The 18,194-nt window shown below is 63.1% G+C and carries 16 protein-coding genes; 8 read left to right on the top strand and 8 right to left on the bottom strand.

Going from position 1 to position 18,194, the window contains the following annotated elements; genetic code table 11:
• Nucleotides 1-7: 7 nt before the first annotated feature.
• Entirely contained in the window at nt 8-2,239 is a 2,232-nt protein-coding gene (locus MKD49_RS09560) for an FUSC family membrane protein (protein ID WP_134135261.1), read from the bottom strand.
• A gap of 493 nt (nt 2,240-2,732) precedes the next feature.
• On the opposite strand from MKD49_RS09560, the gene aceA reads away from it, so the two are divergent.
• Nucleotides 2,733-4,037, top strand: coding sequence for an isocitrate lyase (aceA, locus tag MKD49_RS09555; protein ID WP_034333643.1), 1,305 nt, complete (start codon nt 2,733-2,735; stop codon nt 4,035-4,037).
• Nucleotides 4,038-4,190: 153 nt separating this feature from the next.
• Here the strand turns inward: aceA and MKD49_RS09550 are convergent, their stop codons facing one another.
• Genes MKD49_RS09550 through modA form a run of 3 tightly spaced genes read right to left on the bottom strand, consistent with a single transcriptional unit; the run spans nt 4,191 to nt 6,372 of the window.
• Entirely contained in the window at nt 4,191-4,859 is a 669-nt protein-coding gene (locus MKD49_RS09550) for an ATP-binding cassette domain-containing protein (RefSeq protein ID WP_209569088.1), read from the bottom strand.
• A gap of 46 nt (nt 4,860-4,905) precedes the next feature.
• On the bottom strand, nt 4,906-5,580 hold the full coding sequence (gene modB / locus MKD49_RS09545) for a molybdate ABC transporter permease subunit (protein WP_252696163.1): 675 nt from the start codon (nt 5,578-5,580) through the stop codon (nt 4,906-4,908).
• A gap of 21 nt (nt 5,581-5,601) precedes the next feature.
• A complete protein-coding gene (modA, locus tag MKD49_RS09540) occupies nt 5,602-6,372 on the bottom strand; it encodes a molybdate ABC transporter substrate-binding protein (RefSeq protein WP_252696162.1) in 771 nt (256 codons plus the stop codon).
• A 147-nt stretch (nt 6,373-6,519) separates the two neighbouring features.
• Here modA and MKD49_RS09535 point away from each other — a divergent pair, with 147 nt between their 5' ends.
• The 4 genes from MKD49_RS09535 to MKD49_RS09520 all read left to right on the top strand — a co-directional run bounded on the left by MKD49_RS09535 (nt 6,520) and on the right by MKD49_RS09520 (nt 11,222).
• Nucleotides 6,520-6,897: a winged helix-turn-helix domain-containing protein gene (locus MKD49_RS09535; protein WP_134135268.1), complete on the top strand. Its 378-nt coding sequence runs from the start codon at nt 6,520-6,522 to the stop codon at nt 6,895-6,897.
• Nucleotides 6,890-8,626: a ClcB-like voltage-gated chloride channel protein gene (locus MKD49_RS09530; RefSeq protein ID WP_209580617.1), complete on the top strand. Its 1,737-nt coding sequence runs from the start codon at nt 6,890-6,892 to the stop codon at nt 8,624-8,626. The genes MKD49_RS09535 and MKD49_RS09530 overlap by 8 nt, the downstream gene beginning before the upstream one ends.
• Before the next feature lie 199 nt (nt 8,627-8,825).
• Complete coding sequence (locus MKD49_RS09525) at nt 8,826-9,713, top strand: 23S rRNA (adenine(2030)-N(6))-methyltransferase RlmJ (RefSeq protein ID WP_121039868.1); 888 nt, start codon at nt 8,826-8,828, stop codon at nt 9,711-9,713.
• Nucleotides 9,714-9,863: 150 nt separating this feature from the next.
• Nucleotides 9,864-11,222: an EAL and HDOD domain-containing protein gene (locus tag MKD49_RS09520; RefSeq protein WP_134222239.1), complete on the top strand. Its 1,359-nt coding sequence runs from the start codon at nt 9,864-9,866 to the stop codon at nt 11,220-11,222.
• Nucleotides 11,223-11,311: 89 nt separating this feature from the next.
• On the opposite strand, the gene MKD49_RS09515 is transcribed toward MKD49_RS09520, so the two are convergent.
• Entirely contained in the window at nt 11,312-11,926 is a 615-nt protein-coding gene (locus tag MKD49_RS09515) for a hypothetical protein (RefSeq protein ID WP_121039874.1), read from the bottom strand.
• Nucleotides 11,927-11,933: 7 nt separating this feature from the next.
• Nucleotides 11,934-12,821 carry a methylglyoxal synthase gene (locus MKD49_RS09510; protein WP_252696373.1) on the bottom strand — a complete coding sequence of 296 codons (888 nt, stop codon included), beginning with the start codon at nt 12,819-12,821 and terminating at the stop codon, nt 11,934-11,936.
• Between the two features lie 192 nt (nt 12,822-13,013).
• On the opposite strand from MKD49_RS09510, the gene greB reads away from it, so the two are divergent.
• The gene (gene greB / locus MKD49_RS09505) at nt 13,014-13,571 is read left to right on the top strand and encodes a transcription elongation factor GreB (protein ID WP_134222241.1); all 558 of its coding nucleotides are present in this window, start codon (nt 13,014-13,016) and stop codon (nt 13,569-13,571) included.
• 121 nt (nt 13,572-13,692) lie between these two features.
• A complete protein-coding gene (locus MKD49_RS09500) occupies nt 13,693-15,033 on the top strand; it encodes a DUF3422 family protein (protein WP_252696161.1) in 1,341 nt (446 codons plus the stop codon).
• Between the two features lie 72 nt (nt 15,034-15,105).
• Here MKD49_RS09500 and MKD49_RS09495 read toward each other — a convergent pair whose 3' ends face one another.
• Nucleotides 15,106-15,714 (bottom strand): FMN-dependent NADH-azoreductase, encoded by a 609-nt coding sequence (locus tag MKD49_RS09495; RefSeq protein ID WP_121039886.1) that lies wholly within the window; start codon nt 15,712-15,714, stop codon nt 15,106-15,108.
• Between the two features lie 143 nt (nt 15,715-15,857).
• On the opposite strand from MKD49_RS09495, the gene MKD49_RS09490 reads away from it, so the two are divergent.
• Nucleotides 15,858-16,826, top strand: a complete 969-nt coding sequence (locus tag MKD49_RS09490; RefSeq protein WP_121039889.1) for a LysR family transcriptional regulator — start codon at nt 15,858-15,860, stop codon at nt 16,824-16,826.
• A 7-nt stretch (nt 16,827-16,833) separates the two neighbouring features.
• On the opposite strand, the gene MKD49_RS09485 is transcribed toward MKD49_RS09490, so the two are convergent.
• A complete protein-coding gene (locus tag MKD49_RS09485; protein ID WP_034334856.1) occupies nt 16,834-18,060 on the bottom strand; it encodes a DUF2252 family protein in 1,227 nt (408 codons plus the stop codon).
• Nucleotides 18,061-18,194 lie beyond the last annotated feature (134 nt).

Raw genomic sequence — 18,194 nt, 5'->3', positions numbered from 1 at the left:
AAGCCGCTCAGTCCGGGGTTTTGCGCAGTACCCGGTCGATGGCCTCGGTCTGGCTGACAATTTCCTTCAAATCCTGATTCAGCAGGCTGGTCCGGCGGCGCAGGTTGTCCCAGCCGGACCAGGCGCTGGCCTCGGCCGGTACCGGCTCCGGCGTGACCGGGCCGATCAGTTCGATCTTGCCGGACAGGGCCTTGTCCTCGGCTGCGTCGGGTGACACCACCACGGCACCGCCACGCTTTCTTGGCTTGGGGGCCAGCAGGCGCTGGGCTTCGGCCAGGTGCTGGCTGGCTTCCAGATAGGTCTCCTCGATCAGCCTGGCCACTGCGCTTTGGGGCATGTTTTCCTGATGCCGCCGCAGCATCAGGCGCAGGGCAGCAATGTGGGCCGCCACCAGATAGTTCTGCACGATGAAGCGGTTCAGCTCGCGCACCGCGCGCTGCTTGGTAGCCGGTTCATCCATCATCCGTACCAGCGCCGAGATGAGCGCGGCCAGGCTGTCCATGAAGCCCTTGCGGCAAACCCGGTAGAAGAAATCATCCTTGACCTTGCCCTCCAGCAGGTCGCGGCTGGCCGTCAGATAGCGCTGGCTGGACTTGAGCACGTTGCGCAGCAGTTTGGGCAGGTCGCGGTACTCCCAGGCTGGCAGCACGTAGCTGAAGACGGTGGCGATGACCACGCCGATGAGGGTATCGATGAGCCGCTCGCCGATCACGCCCTGGTGACCGGCCGGTACCAGCAGGTTGAGCAGCATCAGGATCTGCACCGAGGCCGCAATGGCCGTGTAGCGGTACTTGATGTAGGTGAAGGCGGGGGCCGCCACGCTGGCGGCGAACAGCACCGCCAACTGGCCCAGCGGATTGTGTACGAAGCGCAGGATCAGCATGGTGATCAGGCAGCCGATCACGGTGCCGATCAGGCGGTCCGCCATGCGCTGCTTGGTGGCGCTGAAATTGGGCTTGAGGATGATGACGATGGTCAGCACGATCCAGTAGCCATGCGCCATGTAGGGCAGCAGCCCGGCAATCCACAGGCCGGTGGTCACGGCCAGCGCCACCCGGATGGCGAAGCGGAAGATCGGCGACTGCCAGCGCAGGTTCACCAGCAGCATGTTGAACTTGAATTTCTGCTGGGTCAGGAAGGGCGTCATATCCGAACCCGGCAAGATGGGCAGCGGATCGACCGGGTTCTGCGTGGCCTGGTGGACCTGGCCGATGAATTCGATGATGTCGCGGATCTTGTTGTAGGTCACGCGCAGCAGCGTGAGCGCTTCCTGCGAGGCCTGGCGCGGACCGGGCTGTGCCAGTTCCTGCATCTCGAACTGCACCGCGCGCAGCTCGGCCTTGTAGTTCACGCTGGGTTCGGAGGCCTTCTTGCGGGTAATCGCATAGGCGATCGATTCGATGTCCTGGGCCGCCTTGGTGGCCAGGTCGCGCAGGAAGATCATCACGTCGGACTCGCCGAAGTGCTGGCGCAGGAGGGCATAGTCGGCGTGGGTGGAGAGCACCTGTTCATACAGTTCCAGCATCGACAGGTGCACCTGCACCAGCAGGCCATCCTGCTTGGTATGCAGGTCGCGCAGGATCAGGTCGCGCGAGGCCTGCTGCTTGTCGGCCACCACGATCTGCTGGCGCACCAGCTGGTTGAACTGGCTGGCCAGGTCATGCCTGACGTCATAGAAGTCGGCCTTGATGCGCAGGTAGCGTGCCAGCTCGAACAGCGCCTCGGCCAGCACCTGCTGCTTGATGCGGCGGCGCAGGAACCACGATACCGTCATCGAATAAGCCAGATAGCCCAGCCCGCCGCCCAGGAACAGGCCTGCATGCAGGAAGGCGTCGGCAATGGGGACCTGGTTCTCCATCGACAGCGTCATCACCATGAGCGCAGCGAACTGCAGCGGCATGGTCTTCTTGCCGTAGACCACCATCATGCTGGCGAAGAAGCTCACCACTACCATCATCGCGCTGACCAGCCACGGCACCGGCGCACAGAGGCTGATGACCAGCATCACCACCGTACAGAGCAGCACCCCGGCCAGCATCTCGTTGAACTTGTGGCGCAGCGGGCTGGGCAGGTCCATCAGGCTGGTACAGAGGGCCCCCAGGAAGACCGTCATCGTGGTCGGCATGTCGGCGACGTTGAACACGAGCAGGGTCAGGCCGACTACCCCGATCGCGATCCGCACACCTGTATAGAAATAATGACTGAAGAGGAAGGTGCGAATGTCCAGGGCGTAATGCATGTAGACAGGGGCGGCGTTGCATCACCGCTTTGGAATGAGTTAGGCGCTTATTCTCTGCCTTCTTTTGCAATTAGACAACCCGAGCGCCTTGGGTCGTGGAAGACAGTTTGACGAGTCGATAGATGAAGGAAAAAACGGATCTTCGGACGCCAGTGCGGCCTGGATCGGTCAAAAACGTCATCAACGATCGCGGTGATATGAACGATGAGCGTGCAAGAGGTTTCATTTCCGTGCTTTTTTACGATACGAAATCGTCATTTCGTATGGTGAAAAGTACGAGTGCGCTGCATCAAAATTCCTTTTCATTCTCCGGATTTTCGTTTCGTATCGCAAAATAGATCGCGTAAGTGCATGATTATATTGGTATAAAAATTTTACAGATATCTTATATAAGACATTGTTGCTCCGCTCCGCCAGGCCTACTATGAAGTCATGGAATCAACGATTTCATCCGGTTTCAAGCCACTTCATATTGACCAACAAGGAGATCCACATGAGCACACGTGAACAGCAAATCCAGGCCCTGGAACGCGACTGGGCAGAGAACCCCCGCTGGAAGGGCATCAAGCGCAACTACAGCGCCGCCGACGTGGTCCGCCTGCGCGGCTCGCTGCAAATCGAGCACACCCTGGCCAAGCGTGGTGCAGACAAGCTCTGGAACCTGGTCCACAACGAACCCTTCGTCAATGCCCTGGGCGCGCTGACCGGCAACCAGGCCATGCAGCAGGTGAAGGCCGGCCTGAAGGCGATCTACCTGTCCGGCTGGCAAGTTGCCGGCGACGCCAACCTGGCCGGTGAAATGTATCCCGACCAGTCGCTGTACCCGGCCAACTCGGTGCCGATGGTGGTCAAGCGCATCAACAACACCTTCGCCCGTGCCGACCAGATCCAGTGGTCCGAAGGCCGTGACGACATCGACTTCTTCGCGCCCATCGTGGCCGATGCCGAAGCCGGTTTCGGTGGCGTCCTGAATGCCTTCGAACTGATGAAGTCGATGATCGAAGCCGGTGCGGCCGGCGTTCACTTCGAAGACCAGCTGGCCTCGGTCAAGAAGTGCGGCCACATGGGTGGCAAGGTGCTGGTGCCGACCCGCGAAGCCTGTGAAAAGCTCAACGCCGCTCGCTTGGCTGCCGACGTCATGGGCACCAAGACCCTGGTGATCGCCCGTACCGATGCCGAAGCCGCCGACCTGCTGACTTCCGACGTGGATGCCAACGACAAGCCCTTCCTGTCGGGTGAGCGCACCGTGGAAGGCTTCTTCAAGACCCATCCGGGCATCGACCAGGCGATCTCGCGTGGCCTGGCCTATGCCGAGTATGCGGACATGGTCTGGTGCGAAACCGGCAAGCCCGACCTGGCCTTTGCCAAGACCTTCGCCGAAGCCATTCACGCCAAGTTCCCGGGCAAGCTGCTGGCCTACAACTGCTCGCCGTCCTTCAACTGGAAGAAGAACCTGGACGACGCCACCATCGCCAAGTTCCAGCGTGAACTGGGTGCCATGGGCTACAAGTTCCAGTTCATCACGCTGGCCGGTTTCCATGCGCTGAACTACTCGATGTTCAACCTGGCGCACGGCTATGCCCGCAACCAGATGTCGGCCTTCGTGGAACTGCAGGAAGCCGAATTCGCCGCCGCCTCCAAGGGCTTCACGGCGGTCAAGCACCAGCGCGAAGTCGGCACCGGCTACTTCGACGCCGTGACCCAGGCTATCCAGCAAGGCCAGTCGTCGACCACGGCCCTGCACGGTTCGACCGAAGATGAACAATTCTTCGACGACAAGGCCAAGAAGGCCGCCTGAGCCAAGACGATGCCGAAGTTTGAGTGAATGTGTGTGATGTAACGCCGGCCCGCATCCTTGCGCGGGCCGGCGGGGAGATCCCCGAACTTGATGCCGCACTCCACAAGAGTGCGGTTTTTTTTCGACCGTCTCCCGGAAATCAGGCGGCCAGGATCAGGGATGATGCAGGCGGCCGTCGCGCAGTTCGAACACGGTCTGCCCCAGCGCTTCCACATCGGCCGGGTCATGGGTGATGAGCAGCATCGGCACCTGCAGACGGCTTTGCAACTCGGCCAGCTCGCTGCGCATGCGCTGGCGCAGCGACAGGTCCAGTGCGGAGAAGGGTTCATCCAGCAAGAGCATGTCGGGTTCGGCCACCAGCGCGCGCGCCAGCGCCACCCGCTGCCGCTGGCCGCCGGAAATCTGCGCCGGGCGGCTGTGGGCGATGGCGTCCAGTTCAAAGGCCTGCAACCACTGGCGCACGGCCGGATGCTCGGCGGGGCGGCGCAGGTTGATGCTGCCGCGTGCCAGACCGAAGGCGATGTTCTGCGCCACCGTCAGATGCGGGAAGAGGGCGTAATCCTGGAACAGGTAGGCGACGTTGCGCTCCTGCACCCGCACATCAATGCCTTGCGCACTGTCGAAGAGCGTGCGGCCCTGGATGCGGATGTGGCCGCTGTCAGGGCGCATCAAACCGGCGATGGCCTTGAGGGTGAGGCTCTTGCCCGAACCCGAAGGGCCGTAGAGCACGATGCGCTGGCTGTCGGAGGCCAGGGTGATGTCGAGCGAAAAGACGCGATCGGCAGCGCGCAGCTCTTTCTGAAGGTGAAGGTCGACGCTCACGTGATCGTTCAGGGGTCAGAGGGCAGGAGGGGAAAGTGAAGCAATCTTACCGGAGCGGCAGCTGCACGCGGTCCGGCATCAGGCGCCCGGCCACCATCAGCAGCACGATGCAGGTGATCGAGGTCACCACGACCAAGACGGTGGCCGCGCCGTCGTCCCCCGCCTGCACGGCTTCGTAGATGGCCACCGACAGGGTCTGCGTGCGTCCCGGCAGGTTGCCGGCCACCATCAGGGTGGCACCGAATTCGCCCAGGGCGCGTGCAAAGGCCAGCAGCACCCCGGCCGTGATCCCGCGCGTGGCCAGGGGCAGGCTGACCCGGAAGAATACCCCGGTTTCAGAGACGCCCAACACGCGGGCGGCATCTTCCAGTTGATGATCCACGCTCTCGAAGGCCGCCCGCGCCGCCTTGAGCACCAGCGGAAAGGCCACCACGGTGGACGCCAGCACTGCCCCCTGCCAGGTGAAGACCAACTGGATGCCCAGGCTCTCCAGCCAGGCCCCGAAGGTGCCGCGCCGGCCGAACAGCACCAGCAGGTAATAGCCCAGCACGGTCGGCGGCAGTACCAGTGGCAGGGTCAGGATCGAATCGATGAAATCGCGCAGCGGCGAGCGCCAGCGCGAGAGTCCCCAGGCGGCGGCCACGCCCAGCACCAGGTTGAGCAAGGTCGCCAGTCCCGCGACCTTGAGCGAGAGCAGCAGGGGAGTCCAGACCGGATGCATCAGGGGCGCCGCGTGCAGCGATCAGGGCTTCTGGAAGCCATAGCGCGCCAGCACCGCCTGCCCGCTGGCCGACAGTACGTGCGCCACGAACTGCGCGGCCAGTGCCGGCTGCCGGGTACCGGCAGTCACCGCGATGGGATAGGTGGCCGGGGTGGTGGAGGGGATGCGCAGGGCAACCTTGACCTTCCCCGGCATGACCGCCGCATCGGTGGCAAAGACGAAGCCGGCATCGACTTCGCCGCGTGCCACGTAATCCAGGCTGGTGCGCACGTTCTCGGCCATCACGCCCTTGGCCTGCACTTGCGTCCACAGTCCGGCCTGCTCAAGTGCGGCCTTGGTGTAGCGGCCGAAGGGGACTGAGGCAGGATTGCCCAGGGCGATGCGCTGGTAGGCTGCGCCGGTGAGGTCCGCCAGCGTCGCCGGTTGCACTCTGGCGTCATGCGGCACGATCACCACGATCTGGTTGGCGGCAAAATTCTTGCGGGTAGAGGAATCGACGGCTTTTTCGGCGGCGGCTTTATCCATGGCGGTCTGGTCAGCTGAGGCGAAGACATCGGCGGGGGCACCGCGCACGATCTGTTGCATGAGGATGTCAGAGGCGCCGAAGTTGGTAATGACCTTCACACCCGGATGCTGCTGTTCGAAGCTTTGGGCCAGTTCCTTGAAGGCATTGGTGAGGCTGGCTGCGGCCGACACCACCAGGTCGGTGGCCTGCGCGCTGGTCGTGGCCAAGAGCAGCGTAGCGGCACAAGCCGCACCCAGAGCGGCTTTCAGGCGGGCGATATTTAGCATCGTGCAGTCCTTGGTCGAGACAAATGAAGAAAAAGGCAAAAAAGCGCAAGCGCAGCAGGTCGACGAAATATACGCAAGGATATAACGAACGTCAATTGCGTGCAGCCGTCTGGCCGCAGCGGACTGCCCGCTAGTACAATCACGCGCATGACTGATTCCAAGACCCTACGAGTGCGCGTGATGCAAGGCGAGACCATCGCCTTCGGCCCGGGGAAGGCCGACCTGCTGCAGGCGATTGCACGGACCGGATCGATTTCCGGTGCGGCGCGCGAGATGGAGATGTCCTATCGCCGCGCCTGGCTGCTGGTGGAGGAGATGAACCGCTGCTTCGCCAGCCCGCTGGTGGCGACCGCCACGGGCGGCGCACGCGGGGGCGGGGCGGCCGTCACTGAGCTGGGGCAGGAAGTGCTGGCGCGCTATCGACGCATGCAGAAAAAGGCGGCGGCCAGTATCGCCGCCGATCTCAGGCATCTGCAGGGCTTGATGAGCGCCGTCCAGCCGGAGGGCGAAGACGACCATGCATGAGCTGTGGATCAAGTACCGGTTGCGCGTCCTCAATGCCTGCCGCGTTTCCGAAAATCATTCGATGCTGCTGTGGGGCGCGCTGGCCGGCTTCGTCGGGGCGCTGGCCACGATCGCTTTCCGTGAATGCATCGCGCTGCTGCAGATCTGGCTGACCGGGCATGATGGCAGCTTCGTCGATATCGCCAAGGGGCTGTCCTGGCCGGTGCGGGTACTGCTGCCGACCTGCGGCGGCGTGATTGCCGGCCTGTTCCTGGTATGGGCCAAGCGCACCCCCGCCGGCAATGGCGGCGACTACATGGAAGCGGTGGCCATCGGCGATGGGGCCATTCCGGTGCGCAATACGCTGTTGCGCAGCATCTCTTCGCTGGCCTCGATTGCCTCGGGTGGCTCCATCGGACGAGAAGGGCCGATGGTGCAGCTGTCGGCACTGTGCGCCTCGCTGGTGGGCAAGTTTTCGCATTTTCCTTCATCTCGCCTGCGGCTGCTGGTGGCCTGCGGGGCCGCAGCCGGCATTACCTCGGCCTATAACGCGCCGATTGCGGGCGCTTTCTTCATTACCGAGATTGTCCTCGGTTCGCTGGTGATGGAGAGCTTTGGTCCGGTGGTGGTGGCCTCGGTGGTGGCCAACATCACCATGCGCGAGCTGCCGGGTTATCGCGCGGCCTACGAGATGCCGTATTTCCCCGAGATCGGCGGCTGGGAAGTGCTGCTGTTTCTGGTGCTTGGGGTGCTGGCCGGGATCCTGGCACCGCAGTTCCTGCGAGTGCTGGAACTGGGCAAGCAGGGTTTCGGCAAGCTCAAGTTGCCGCTGCCGGTGCGCCTGGGCGTGGGCGGGCTGCTGGTCGGGCTGATCTCCATCGAAGTGCCCGAGGTCTGGGGCAATGGCTACAGCCTGGTCAATTCGCTGCTGCATACCACCTGGCTGTGGCAGGCGGTGCTGATGGTGCTGGTCATCAAGGTGCTGGCCACCGCCATTACCGTCGGGTCAGGGGCGGTGGGCGGTATCTTCACGCCAACGCTGTTCGTCGGCGCGGCGGTGGGTTACCTGTTCGGGGATACCGCGCAGGCCTTGCTGCCGTTCCACATGTCGCAGCCCTTCGCCTACGCCATGGTGGGCATGGGGGCCTTCCTGGCGGCTGCGTCCTATGCGCCGCTGATGGCGATCCTGATGATTTTCGAGATGACCTTGAGCTATCAGGTGGTGCTGCCGCTGATGCTGTCCTGCGTGGTGGCCTATGTGGTGGCGCGCAGCACGGACGGGCGCTCGATGTACGAGATCACCCTCAAACGCCATCGCGACAACGAAGAGCGGCTGCGCCTGCGCGGCACCCACATGAGTGACCTGATCCGCCCGGCCGATACGGTGCTCAGCGAGACAGCCAGCCTGGAAGAGGTCAGCGCGCTGTTCCTCAGATACCCGGTCAAGTACGTCTACATCGTCGATGCCCATGAGCGCTACCTGGGCGTGGTGGCCTTGCAGGACATCACCTCCTGGCTGCTGGACAAGAAGGAACCTGCAGGCCGGGTCGCCCGGGACTTCCTGCGGCCGCACTTCCTGCATGAAGTCACGCCCGACATGTCCCTGGGCGAGGCGCTGCAGCTGTTCCTCGATCACCAGGGGGAGCGCCTGCCCGTCATCGCCAGCGCGGAAGACCCGCGCCTGTTGGGGGTGGTCTTCAAGACCTCGCTGCTGGATGCCTATTTCCGCCTGGATCGCGCCGGAAACTGAGGGCAGGGAAGGCGGGAGACTCGCTTGTCGCCGCCGCTGGCGCCGCCGTTGTTTGTAACAATGGCGGGGCTGTCCGACAACTGCTCACTTATCCTTGATAAAATGCGAAACGTTCCACCTCAACGGTGGCCGTGGCGCGGAACTCGTTCGAGCCGATGCGTCACCCGATTTCAACCCCCATCCTAGAAGTGAATTTTCCATGCTGAGTTATCGCCACGCTTTCCACGCCGGCAACCACGCCGATGTCCTGAAGCACATGGTGATCATCCAGTTGATGCGCTATCTCGGGCAGAAAGACCCTGCCTACATGGTCATCGACACCCATGCCGGCGCAGGCGTCTATGCGCTGGATGGAGATTACGCCAGCAAGAACGCTGAATATGAAACCGGCATCGCCAAGCTGTGGGACCGCAAGGACCTGCCGGCGATGGTGAAGGAATATGTCGATCTGGTCAGGTCGCTCAATCCCAGCGGCAAGATGCGTTACTACCCCGGCTCTCCCTACTGCGCCGAAAAGACCATGCGCGAGCAGGACCGCCTGCGCCTGTTCGAAATGCACCCCAGCGAGGTGAAGGTGCTGGAAGACAATTTCCGCAAGCTCGAGGCCCACGCCGCCGCCCAAGGCCAGCGCCCGGCTGCACGCGGCAAGCGGGTGATGGTGTACCGGGGCGATGGTTTCCAGGGCCTGAAGGCCTTGCTGCCGCCGCCGTCGCGCCGCGGCCTGGTGCTGATCGATCCGCCCTATGAAGACAAGCGCGATTACACCCACGTGGCCCAGGTGCTGGCCGATGCGCTCACGCGTTTCCCGACCGGCACGTATGCGGTGTGGTATCCGGTCCTGCAGCGCAACGAATCGCGCCAGCTGCCTGAACGACTCAAGCGCCTGGGCGCCAAGAGCTGGCTCAACGTCACGCTGGCCATCCATGGCCCGGCGCCCGATGGTTTTGGTCTGCACAACAGCGGCATGTTCATCCTCAATCCGCCCTGGACGCTGGAAGCCCAGTTGAAGGAAGTCATGCCCTACCTGATCGAGGTGCTGGGTGTGGATGACACCGCGGAGTACGTGCTCGAATCCGGCGAAAACTGAATCGCGTGAATGCGGGTTTGTGAATATTCGTGAGTTTTTTCGTTTGGAATAGTCATGATGTCGCTGAAACAATGCCAAATCGGCATACAATAAGCGGATTGCTATACGTCAAGATTGATCGCAACGCCAGGGGCCCGTAGAAAAACAACCATGTCAGACCAGTCCGCCGACCCAACCGCTTCGCCCCTTCCTGCGCACCAGGCCCTGGATTTCTTCCTGGCGCGCCAGCCCATCCTGAGCCGCGAGCAGGATCTGATCGGCTATGAACTGCTGTTTCGCAGCGCCGCATTCGGTCCGGCCAATGTGAAGGATGACGTCACGGCCACGGCGGCCGTGATTGCCCATGCTTCTGAGCTGGGGCTGTCCAACGTGATCGGCAATCTGCACGGCTTCATCAATGTCGATGCCGCCGTGCTGATGAGCGACTTCATCTATTTCCTGCCGGCCGACAAGGTGGTGCTGGAAATCCTGGAAACCGTGCGCGTCACGCCCGAACTGGTGACGCGAGTGCGTGAACTGGTGGCTGCCGGTTACGTATTCGCGCTGGACGATGTAGTGGCTGAGTCGCAGGAGATCGAAGAGCTGCTGCCGCTGGTGAAGATCATCAAGATCGACGTGATGGAGGTCGATCCCAGCAAGCTGCTCAAGCTGTCGGTGCATTTCAAGCGGGCCCAAAAGGAACTGCTCGCCGAGAAAGTCGAGAGCCTGCAGGTGTTCAATGACTGCATGACGTTTGGCTTCGATTATTTCCAGGGCTATTACTTCGCCAAGCCGATGATCCTCCAGGGCAAGAAGCTGGAAGCCTCGAAGATGATCATCATGCATCTGCTCACGCTCCTGGTGCGCAATGTCGACAACGCCGAGATCGTGCGTTACATCAAGCGCGACGTGGCCCTGTCGCTCACGTTGCTGCGGCTGGTCAACACGCCCGTCTACGGTTTCCAGAAGTTCATCGATTCGCTGGGCCAGGCACTGATCGTGCTGGGCCGCCGCCAGCTCAAGCGCTGGCTGCAGATCCTCCTGTTTGCCAATACCGACAAGGATCGCGCCCATTCCATGTCGCCGCTGATGATTCTGGCGGCCACACGCGGCAAGATGCTGGAACTGATCACGGCCAAGATTCGCCCCGGCCGTCGCAAGATGTCGGAGATGGCCTTCACGGTCGGCATCATGTCGCTGGTGGATGCACTCTTCGGTATGAGCATGGAAACCGTGCTGCGCCAGATCACCGTCAGTACCGAGATCCGCGAAGCGCTGCTGCGCCGTACCGGTTTCTACGGCACCGTGCTGCGCCTGGTGGAGTGTACCGAACTGCGCGCGCCCGACCAGGAGGAGATGCAGCGCCTGCTGGAAGAGCTGCAACTGTCGGCAGACGATTTCTTTGCCGCCGAAAAGCAGGCCTTCGAATGGGGCAACAGCATCGCCAACAACAACATCGGCCAACAGGCCACGATGCAGATGTCGCCGCCGCCGGAGGGCTACATCGATGACGACGATGACGATGACTGATTGCGCCGCTGCCGCATGAGCGGACGTGTCTTCATGAAGCAAGGGCTGCTTTAGCAGCCCTTTTCATTTTTGAAGTCAGCAAGATGAATCTATTTGCTCCGCATGCGGGCCACCAGCCGGCGCAGCAGCCGCAACAGGCGAGAGGACGGCGCACCGGGGCGTGTGACGATGCGGGCGGCCAGCTTGCGCTTGAACTCGCCAATGGCCGACTTGACCGCCTTGAGCAGACGCTGCACCTGCTGCCAGCCTGCCGTGGCCTGCAGTTGCGCGGTGAGCCGGGCTTTGATGTCCAGCAGCCGGGTGTGATAGCGCTGGAACCACTCCAGCGACAGCAGGCTACGCCGCGTGAGCGCATAGATGCGCGCTACCAGCGCCGTGCCCAGCACCTTGGCCGTGAGCACGATGATCACGCCCAGGGTAGGGTGGCCATGCGCGATGGACATCAGCGCCAGAATCTTCACCGGCAAGAGCAGCAGGGTCGGTGCCAGGAAGATCAGCAGGGCGGCGTAGGGCGAGAGCCGTTCCACCCAGCGCTGCAATTGCACCAGCCAGGGCCATTCGGGGATGCGTGCCAGCACCGCCTGGGTGGCGTCCCACAGCCATTCTTCCAGCATCAGCAGCAGGGCTGCCGTGTAGAGCAGCGGTGCCAGCAGCCGTCGCCGCCAGCGGGGCGGCCGGCGCGGCGGCAAGGTCGGATCAGTCATCCAGCAATCAGACGGCGCGCGCCTTGATGAGGGAGAGCCAGCGATCGCCCCATTTCACGTCGCTCATGCAGGAGGCATAGCCGGTGACGGTGCGGGCGGCGCGCTCCAGCAACTGGATGTCGGCTTCGTGCTGGCGTGCCACGTGCGGATCTTCCAGGAACAGCACGCGGCGGCACTGGCGTTCCAGGATCAGTTCGGCGATCTGGGCGTCCCCGCCCAAGGGGCCTGAGAGGAAGGGCTTGACCCAGTTGCGGCCAGCTTCGCCTTTCATCTTCACCGCCAGCTGGTTGAGCAGGCCGCCGGTGGTGCCGGTGGCACAGCGGAAGGCAAATTGGTCGAGTACCTCGAAATGCTTTTCGGCCAGCTCCAGCATGCGCGTTTTCATGGCGTCGTGGGCGATCAGGGCGATGCCTTCGTCCTTCAGATGGAAACGGTCGTCCAGGAAACTGTCGAGCGCGGCTCCGTTGGCCAGGGCTTCCAGCTCGAACCACTCCTGGGCACCGGCCAGGGTCGAGAGGAAGGGCTTGCCGTGGATCACGCACTGGCGCTTCAGGGCCACCGCTTCCGGGAAGGTGGACGAGGGGTCGACCGGATCGATCAGGTAGATCACCGCATCGAGGGTGCGGGCGGGATCGGGGTCCACGGTACGCGACACCAGCTTCATCAGGCCGCCGTGGCGACCATAGGGAAAACGCACCAGATGCTCGTAGCCAGGCAGAAGATTCATTTGTCCGATGGCATCGAGCGTGCGGCCGACCACGATCAGTTCGGGTTGCAGGCTTTCGATGCGATGGCGCGAACCGGTCAGCAGCTGGACCAGGGCGGAATCCGAAGCGTCCTGATGGGCGCGGTTGGCAATGAGACCGATGCGATAGCGGGGAGCGATGGAAGACATGGGCGCGAGCAGGCGAGTTGGAGAACCTGGCATGGACGGCATGCGCAGGCGCGAGTGCAGATTATCGCCGAGTGCGCCCCAAAGGGCGAGCCCGGCACGGTGCCCCGCGCATTAATCGCCGCAACTGTACCGTTGCAGGCGCTCGCATGCGGCTACAATAAGCGTCAACCTGCATACCAACCCCACTCCAGCATGAACAAGGCTTTTGTTAAAGAATCCGACGGTGCCGACGACGATGATGAAATCGCCTTGCCGGCCATCCCCGCCGGCAGCAAGAACTACATGACCCCGCAGGGGCATCAGCGCATCAAGGATGAACTGCTGCACCTGATCGATGAAGAGCGTCCGGAAGTGGTGCGCGTGGTGTCCTGGGCCGCCTCCAACGGCGACCGTTCCGAAAACGGCGACTACCTCTACGGCAAGAAGCGCCTGCGTGAGATCGACCGCCGCATCCGCTTTCTGACCAAGCGGCTGGACAATGCCGAGGTGGTCGATCCTTCCGTGCACCACGGCAGTGACCAGATCTTCTTCGGCGCGACCGTGACCTACGAAAACCAGCGCGGCGAAGAGCACACCGTCACCATCGTGGGCATCGATGAACTCGATCCCCTCAAGGGACTGATCAGCTGGATCTCGCCGGTGGCGCGGGCGCTGACCAAGGCCCGCGAGGGCGATGAAGTGGTGCTGCAGACACCGTCGGGGGTAGAGCAGCTGACCATCCTCGATGTGACTTATCCGGCACCGCAGTAGCGCTCCTCCTTATCCCTTGTGACGGCGGCCCGGCGTGCAAATTGCATGCGGGCAGGCTGTCGCCGCGTGCGCCGCTCGCCGCGCCCGGCAAACCGAATTTCAATCCTCCACGAGAACGTTCATGTCCATCGTTTTTGCCAGCCTGAATCACCCGCAGCGCGTCGTCCTGGCCGCCGAGGTGCATTCGCGCCCCTTCCTGCAGCTCACGCGCTCGGAAACCCTGACGCACCTGGCCGTCTACGTACGCGAAGACGGCAACGGCGGCCGTCATGCCAGCGCCCAGCATGTGCTGCTGGACGAGCTGTGCGCGCACTTCGGCGTGGTCGCCCCGGGCGGCGAGGCCAAGCACTTCTACCATGACTTCGGCCGCTTCCGCCTGAAGTGGGAGTGCCATACCGAGTTCGCCACTTACACCTTCGCCCAGGCGCACGATGAGGAACTGGGCACCGACCAGGCCTTTGCCCGCGCGCCGCTGGCGCATATTCCGCAGCAGTGGCTGCTGGGCTTGAAGGGCAAGCTGATGGTGGCCGCGCACGTGGTGGTCGAGCCGGGCGCTGACGATACGGCCGCCACTGCACGCCAGATGCAGCGCATCTTCGAAGGCAAGCTGATGAGTTCCAGCAAGGTCTTGCAAGGGGGCGAGATCTGGACCGATTTCCAGATCCAGTCGGATGGTTTTTCGCGCTTCGTGGTACGCGATATCGGCCTGCGCGAATTGCAGGGCGGACGCCTGGCGCAGCGGATTCTTGAAATCGAGACCTATCGCATGATGGCGCTGCTGGGCTTGCCGCATGCGCAGCAGTCCGGCCCTTTGCTCAATGAAATCGAAGGCGACCTGGCCGCGCTGACGGCAGCCATGGTGCAGTCCGAACAATCCACCAGCGGCACGCCGGAAGAGATGGCCGAGGATGAGCGCATCCTGCGCAAGATCACCGGACTGGCAGCGCGCATCGAAAAGCTGTCGCTGGAGAACAGCTATCGCTTCTCGGCCTCGCAAGCCTATTTCCGCCTGGTGCAGGCGCGTATCGAAGAATTGCGCGAGCAGCGCATCGAGGGTGTACCGACCATCGGCGAATTCATGGAGCGCCGCCTGGCCCCCGCCATGAATACCTGCCAGGCCATCGCCCGCCGTCAGGAAGCGCTGGCCGAGCGCATCGCCCATACCAACGACCTGTTGCGTACGCGTATCGGCATCGTGCAGGAGCGCCAGAACCGCCAGATCCTGGAATCCATGAATGCCCGCGCCGCCCAGCAACTGAAGCTGCAGCAGGCCGTGGAGGGCTTGTCGGTGGCGGCGATCTCGTATTACGTGATCGGTTTGCTGGGCTATGCCGGCAAGGCGGCCAAGGCGGCGGGCCTGCCCATCAATCCCGACCTGGCCACCGGCCTGGTGGTGCCGGTGGTAGCGGCCTGCGTCTGGCTGGGCTTGCGCCGCATGCACAAGGACCTGGGCAACCATTGACGGCGCGCCAAAGCAAACGGGGCGCACCACGTTGGCGGCGCACCCCGTTGCTGGGAATTGCTCTGGCGAGGATCAGACAGTGGCGTTGATCTTGGCTTCTGCACCGGCCACGGCGGCCTTGGCAGCTTCTTCGCCCATCGACACACCCTCGGCGACCACCAGTTCCACATCGGTGATGCCGATGAAGCCCAGCGCGCCCTTGAGGTACTTGCCCTGGAAGTCCAGTGCTTCCATCGGGCCTTCGGAATACTTGCCGCCGCGCGAGAGGATGATGACGGCCTTCTTGCCCTTGACCAGGCCGACCGGGCCGGTCTCGGTGTAGCTGAAGGTGCGGCCGGCGCGGAAGACGTGGTCGATCCAGGCCTTCAGGGTCGACGGCGGGGCGAAGTTGTACATCGGCACGCCGATGACGATGGTGTCGGCGGCCAGCAGTTCGTCCACCAGGGCGTCGGATTGCTTGATCACTTCAGCCTGCTCGGCGCTACGGGCATCAGCCGGGGTAAAGTAGGCACCCAGGAGCGATTCGCTCAGGTGAGGCAGGGCATTGGCCGCCAGGTCACGGTGCACCACCTTGCCGCCAGGGTTCTTGGCTTGCCATTGCTGGGCGAAGGAAGCGGTCAGCTGACGGGAGATGGAACCGCCGCTGCGGGCGCTGGAGTCGATGTGCAGAAGAGTGCTCATGGTGTGTCCTTTCGTTGTTCGGTGGGCAAGGCCTTCGGTGAACGCCTTTGCATTGGGGTCAACGATACCCAGTTTTCATTTCTTCCAATAGATGCGAGAATCGCATTTCACTGATCCATTTTTGGTGGGAATCGAATATCGCCATGCTAGACCTCAACGACATCTGGCTTTTCGTCCATGTAGTGCGTGCCGGCAGCTTCGCCGCCGCCGGGCGCAAGCTGTCCATGCCGCCCAATACCATCAGCCGCCGTTTGCAGGCGCTGGAAGCGGCCATGGGGGTGCGGCTGCTGCAGCGCTCCACGCGCCAGCTCAACATGACGGCGGCGGGGCGGGAATTCTTCGAGCGCTGCGCGCCGGGCCTGGAAGACATCGAGCACGCCAGCGCCAGTCTCACCCAAAGCCAGGGCGAACCGTCCGGCAGCCTGCGCGTGGCTGCACCGGTGGACTTCTTCGACAATTTCTCCATCGAGTGGATGCATGAGTTCATGCATCTCTATCCCAAGGTGCAGTTGGAGTTCGTGCTCAATGACGGGCGCGCCGACCTGATCGCCGAGGGTATCGACCTGGCCTTCCGTGGCGGCGTGCTCCCCGACTCCAGCCTGGTGGCCAGGAAGCTGGTGCAGAGCCATATGGCTCTCATCGCCAGTCCACGCTACCTGGAGCGCGCAGGCACGCCGCAGGCCCTGGCCGACCTGGTGGGCCATGCCTGCCTGGCGACGTCGCAGGCACCCCAGCATACGGTGTGGAAACTGGAAGGGCCGCACGGTCCGGAAAACGTGCGGGTGGTACCGCGCCTGTGCATCAACACCGCACAAGGGCAGTTGCGTGCGGCGCGGGCCGGATTGGGCATTGCGCTGCTGCCGACCATGCTGGCCTCCGAAGATCTGCGCAATGGCAGCCTGATCAACATCCTTCCGGATTACCAGCGCGACACCATGGGCTTCTATGCCGTGTACGTGCACCGGCGGCAATTGCCCAGTGCGGTCAGTGCGCTCATCGAATTCTTCGCCGACAAGCTGGAGCGCGGCATTGCCGACAAGGGCGCGCAGGCTTGCCAGGCGCGTCTGGAGCGTGAGGCCGCTGCACTCTCGCTGCCGCAGAAAGCGGCCTGAGTCCGCCTTAAAACTCCACGGCCTGTTCGCCCAGGGCATAGCGGCGGCAATGTTCCAGATAGGCGCGCTCATGGTTGGCCACCAGGTCGACCACGCTGCGCCACAGCCAGGATGGCACTTCCAGCGTCTTCGATCGTTGCCGCGCCAGTTCGGTGTACCACGCGCGGCAGGTCGCTTCATCCATCTGGCGCGCATGCGCCTGGCCAACGACGCGGGCCAGGTAGCGCGCCGCACGCAGGGCCTCTTCCTGGCTGACGTGATCGATTTCCAGCTTCAGGTCCTGCGGCAGCAGTTCGCGCACGAACACCGGGCGCTCCAGCAGGCGCGTGGCCAGCATCCGTGAACCCAGGTGTGGCGCAAGATGGCGTGCGCCGGTGACGACGCGTTCGGCGTTGTCGCGCGGCATGCCGGCATCCCGGTAACGCGGCGCGGCGGCGGTGACCGCTTCCTTGATATCGAAGAGGCACAGGTCGCTGCGTTCGCTGGCCTGTTCGTTCACATCCAGCAGCACGGCAAAGCGCAGCAGGCCCAGCGAGCTGCATCCCTTCATCCAGTAGGCGGTATCGAGCATCCTGATGGCGGCGTCGTCCTCGCGATGCCGCAAGGACGTCAGCAAGGCGCGCGCCGGTGCTGACTCCACCAGCGCGGTGATCTCTTTTCTTTCCTGTCGCGAGGCCGACCAGAAGCGTTTGCCCAACGGGATATGCACGGTCTTGCCTTGCATGCGCTCATGCGCCAGTTCCTTCCAGGTGCGGCGATGTGCAGTCTTCAGGGCCACGCGCACGGACTTGGGCTTTTTGCCCAAGCGCAGGTCGTCACCGGGGCGGAAGGCAGATTCATATCCCTCCACCAGCACCTCCATCATCTTGGCCGTAATCACGCCCGGCAGGTCCGAGCTGCGCGCGGCCATGGCCAGCGACAGTGCAAGGCGGATCAGGTCGTGCGAGGGATTGCCGATGACGGTCTGGTCGAAGTCACGGATCTGGATGTCGATCTTGCCCTCGGCATTGGCCACCGGTCCCAGGTTGCCGATGTGGCAGTCGCCGCAGATCCAGATGGCCGGACCTTCGGGCAGGCTGCTGGCCTGGGTCTCGTTGAGCCAGTTGTAGAAGCGCAGGGTGCTGCCGCGCACGTAAGCGTGGGCGGAGCGGGCCATTTTGAGGTTTTGGGCGGTCTTCAGGATGTCCTGGCGTGCAGAGGGACGAGGCGTCCTCGTGATCAGTTTTTTTGGCATGGCGATTTATATTATTTATATTCATTTTTCTTTTGGGCGGATGAAGCCCGATGTTCAGTTTCCTCGCCTCTTCGCCGCTTGCCTATCAGAGAAGCGAGACTTGCCTTGTCAGACTCCCGGCCATGCGCTGCCTG

The sequence above is a fragment of the Herbaspirillum sp. WGmk3 genome (assembly GCF_023952535.1).
In the GTDB taxonomy this organism is placed as follows: domain Bacteria; phylum Pseudomonadota; class Gammaproteobacteria; order Burkholderiales; family Burkholderiaceae_D; genus Herbaspirillum; species Herbaspirillum huttiense.
The sequence above is the reverse complement of the archived record's forward strand: the minus strand, read 5'-3'. Positions and strand labels throughout refer to the sequence as shown.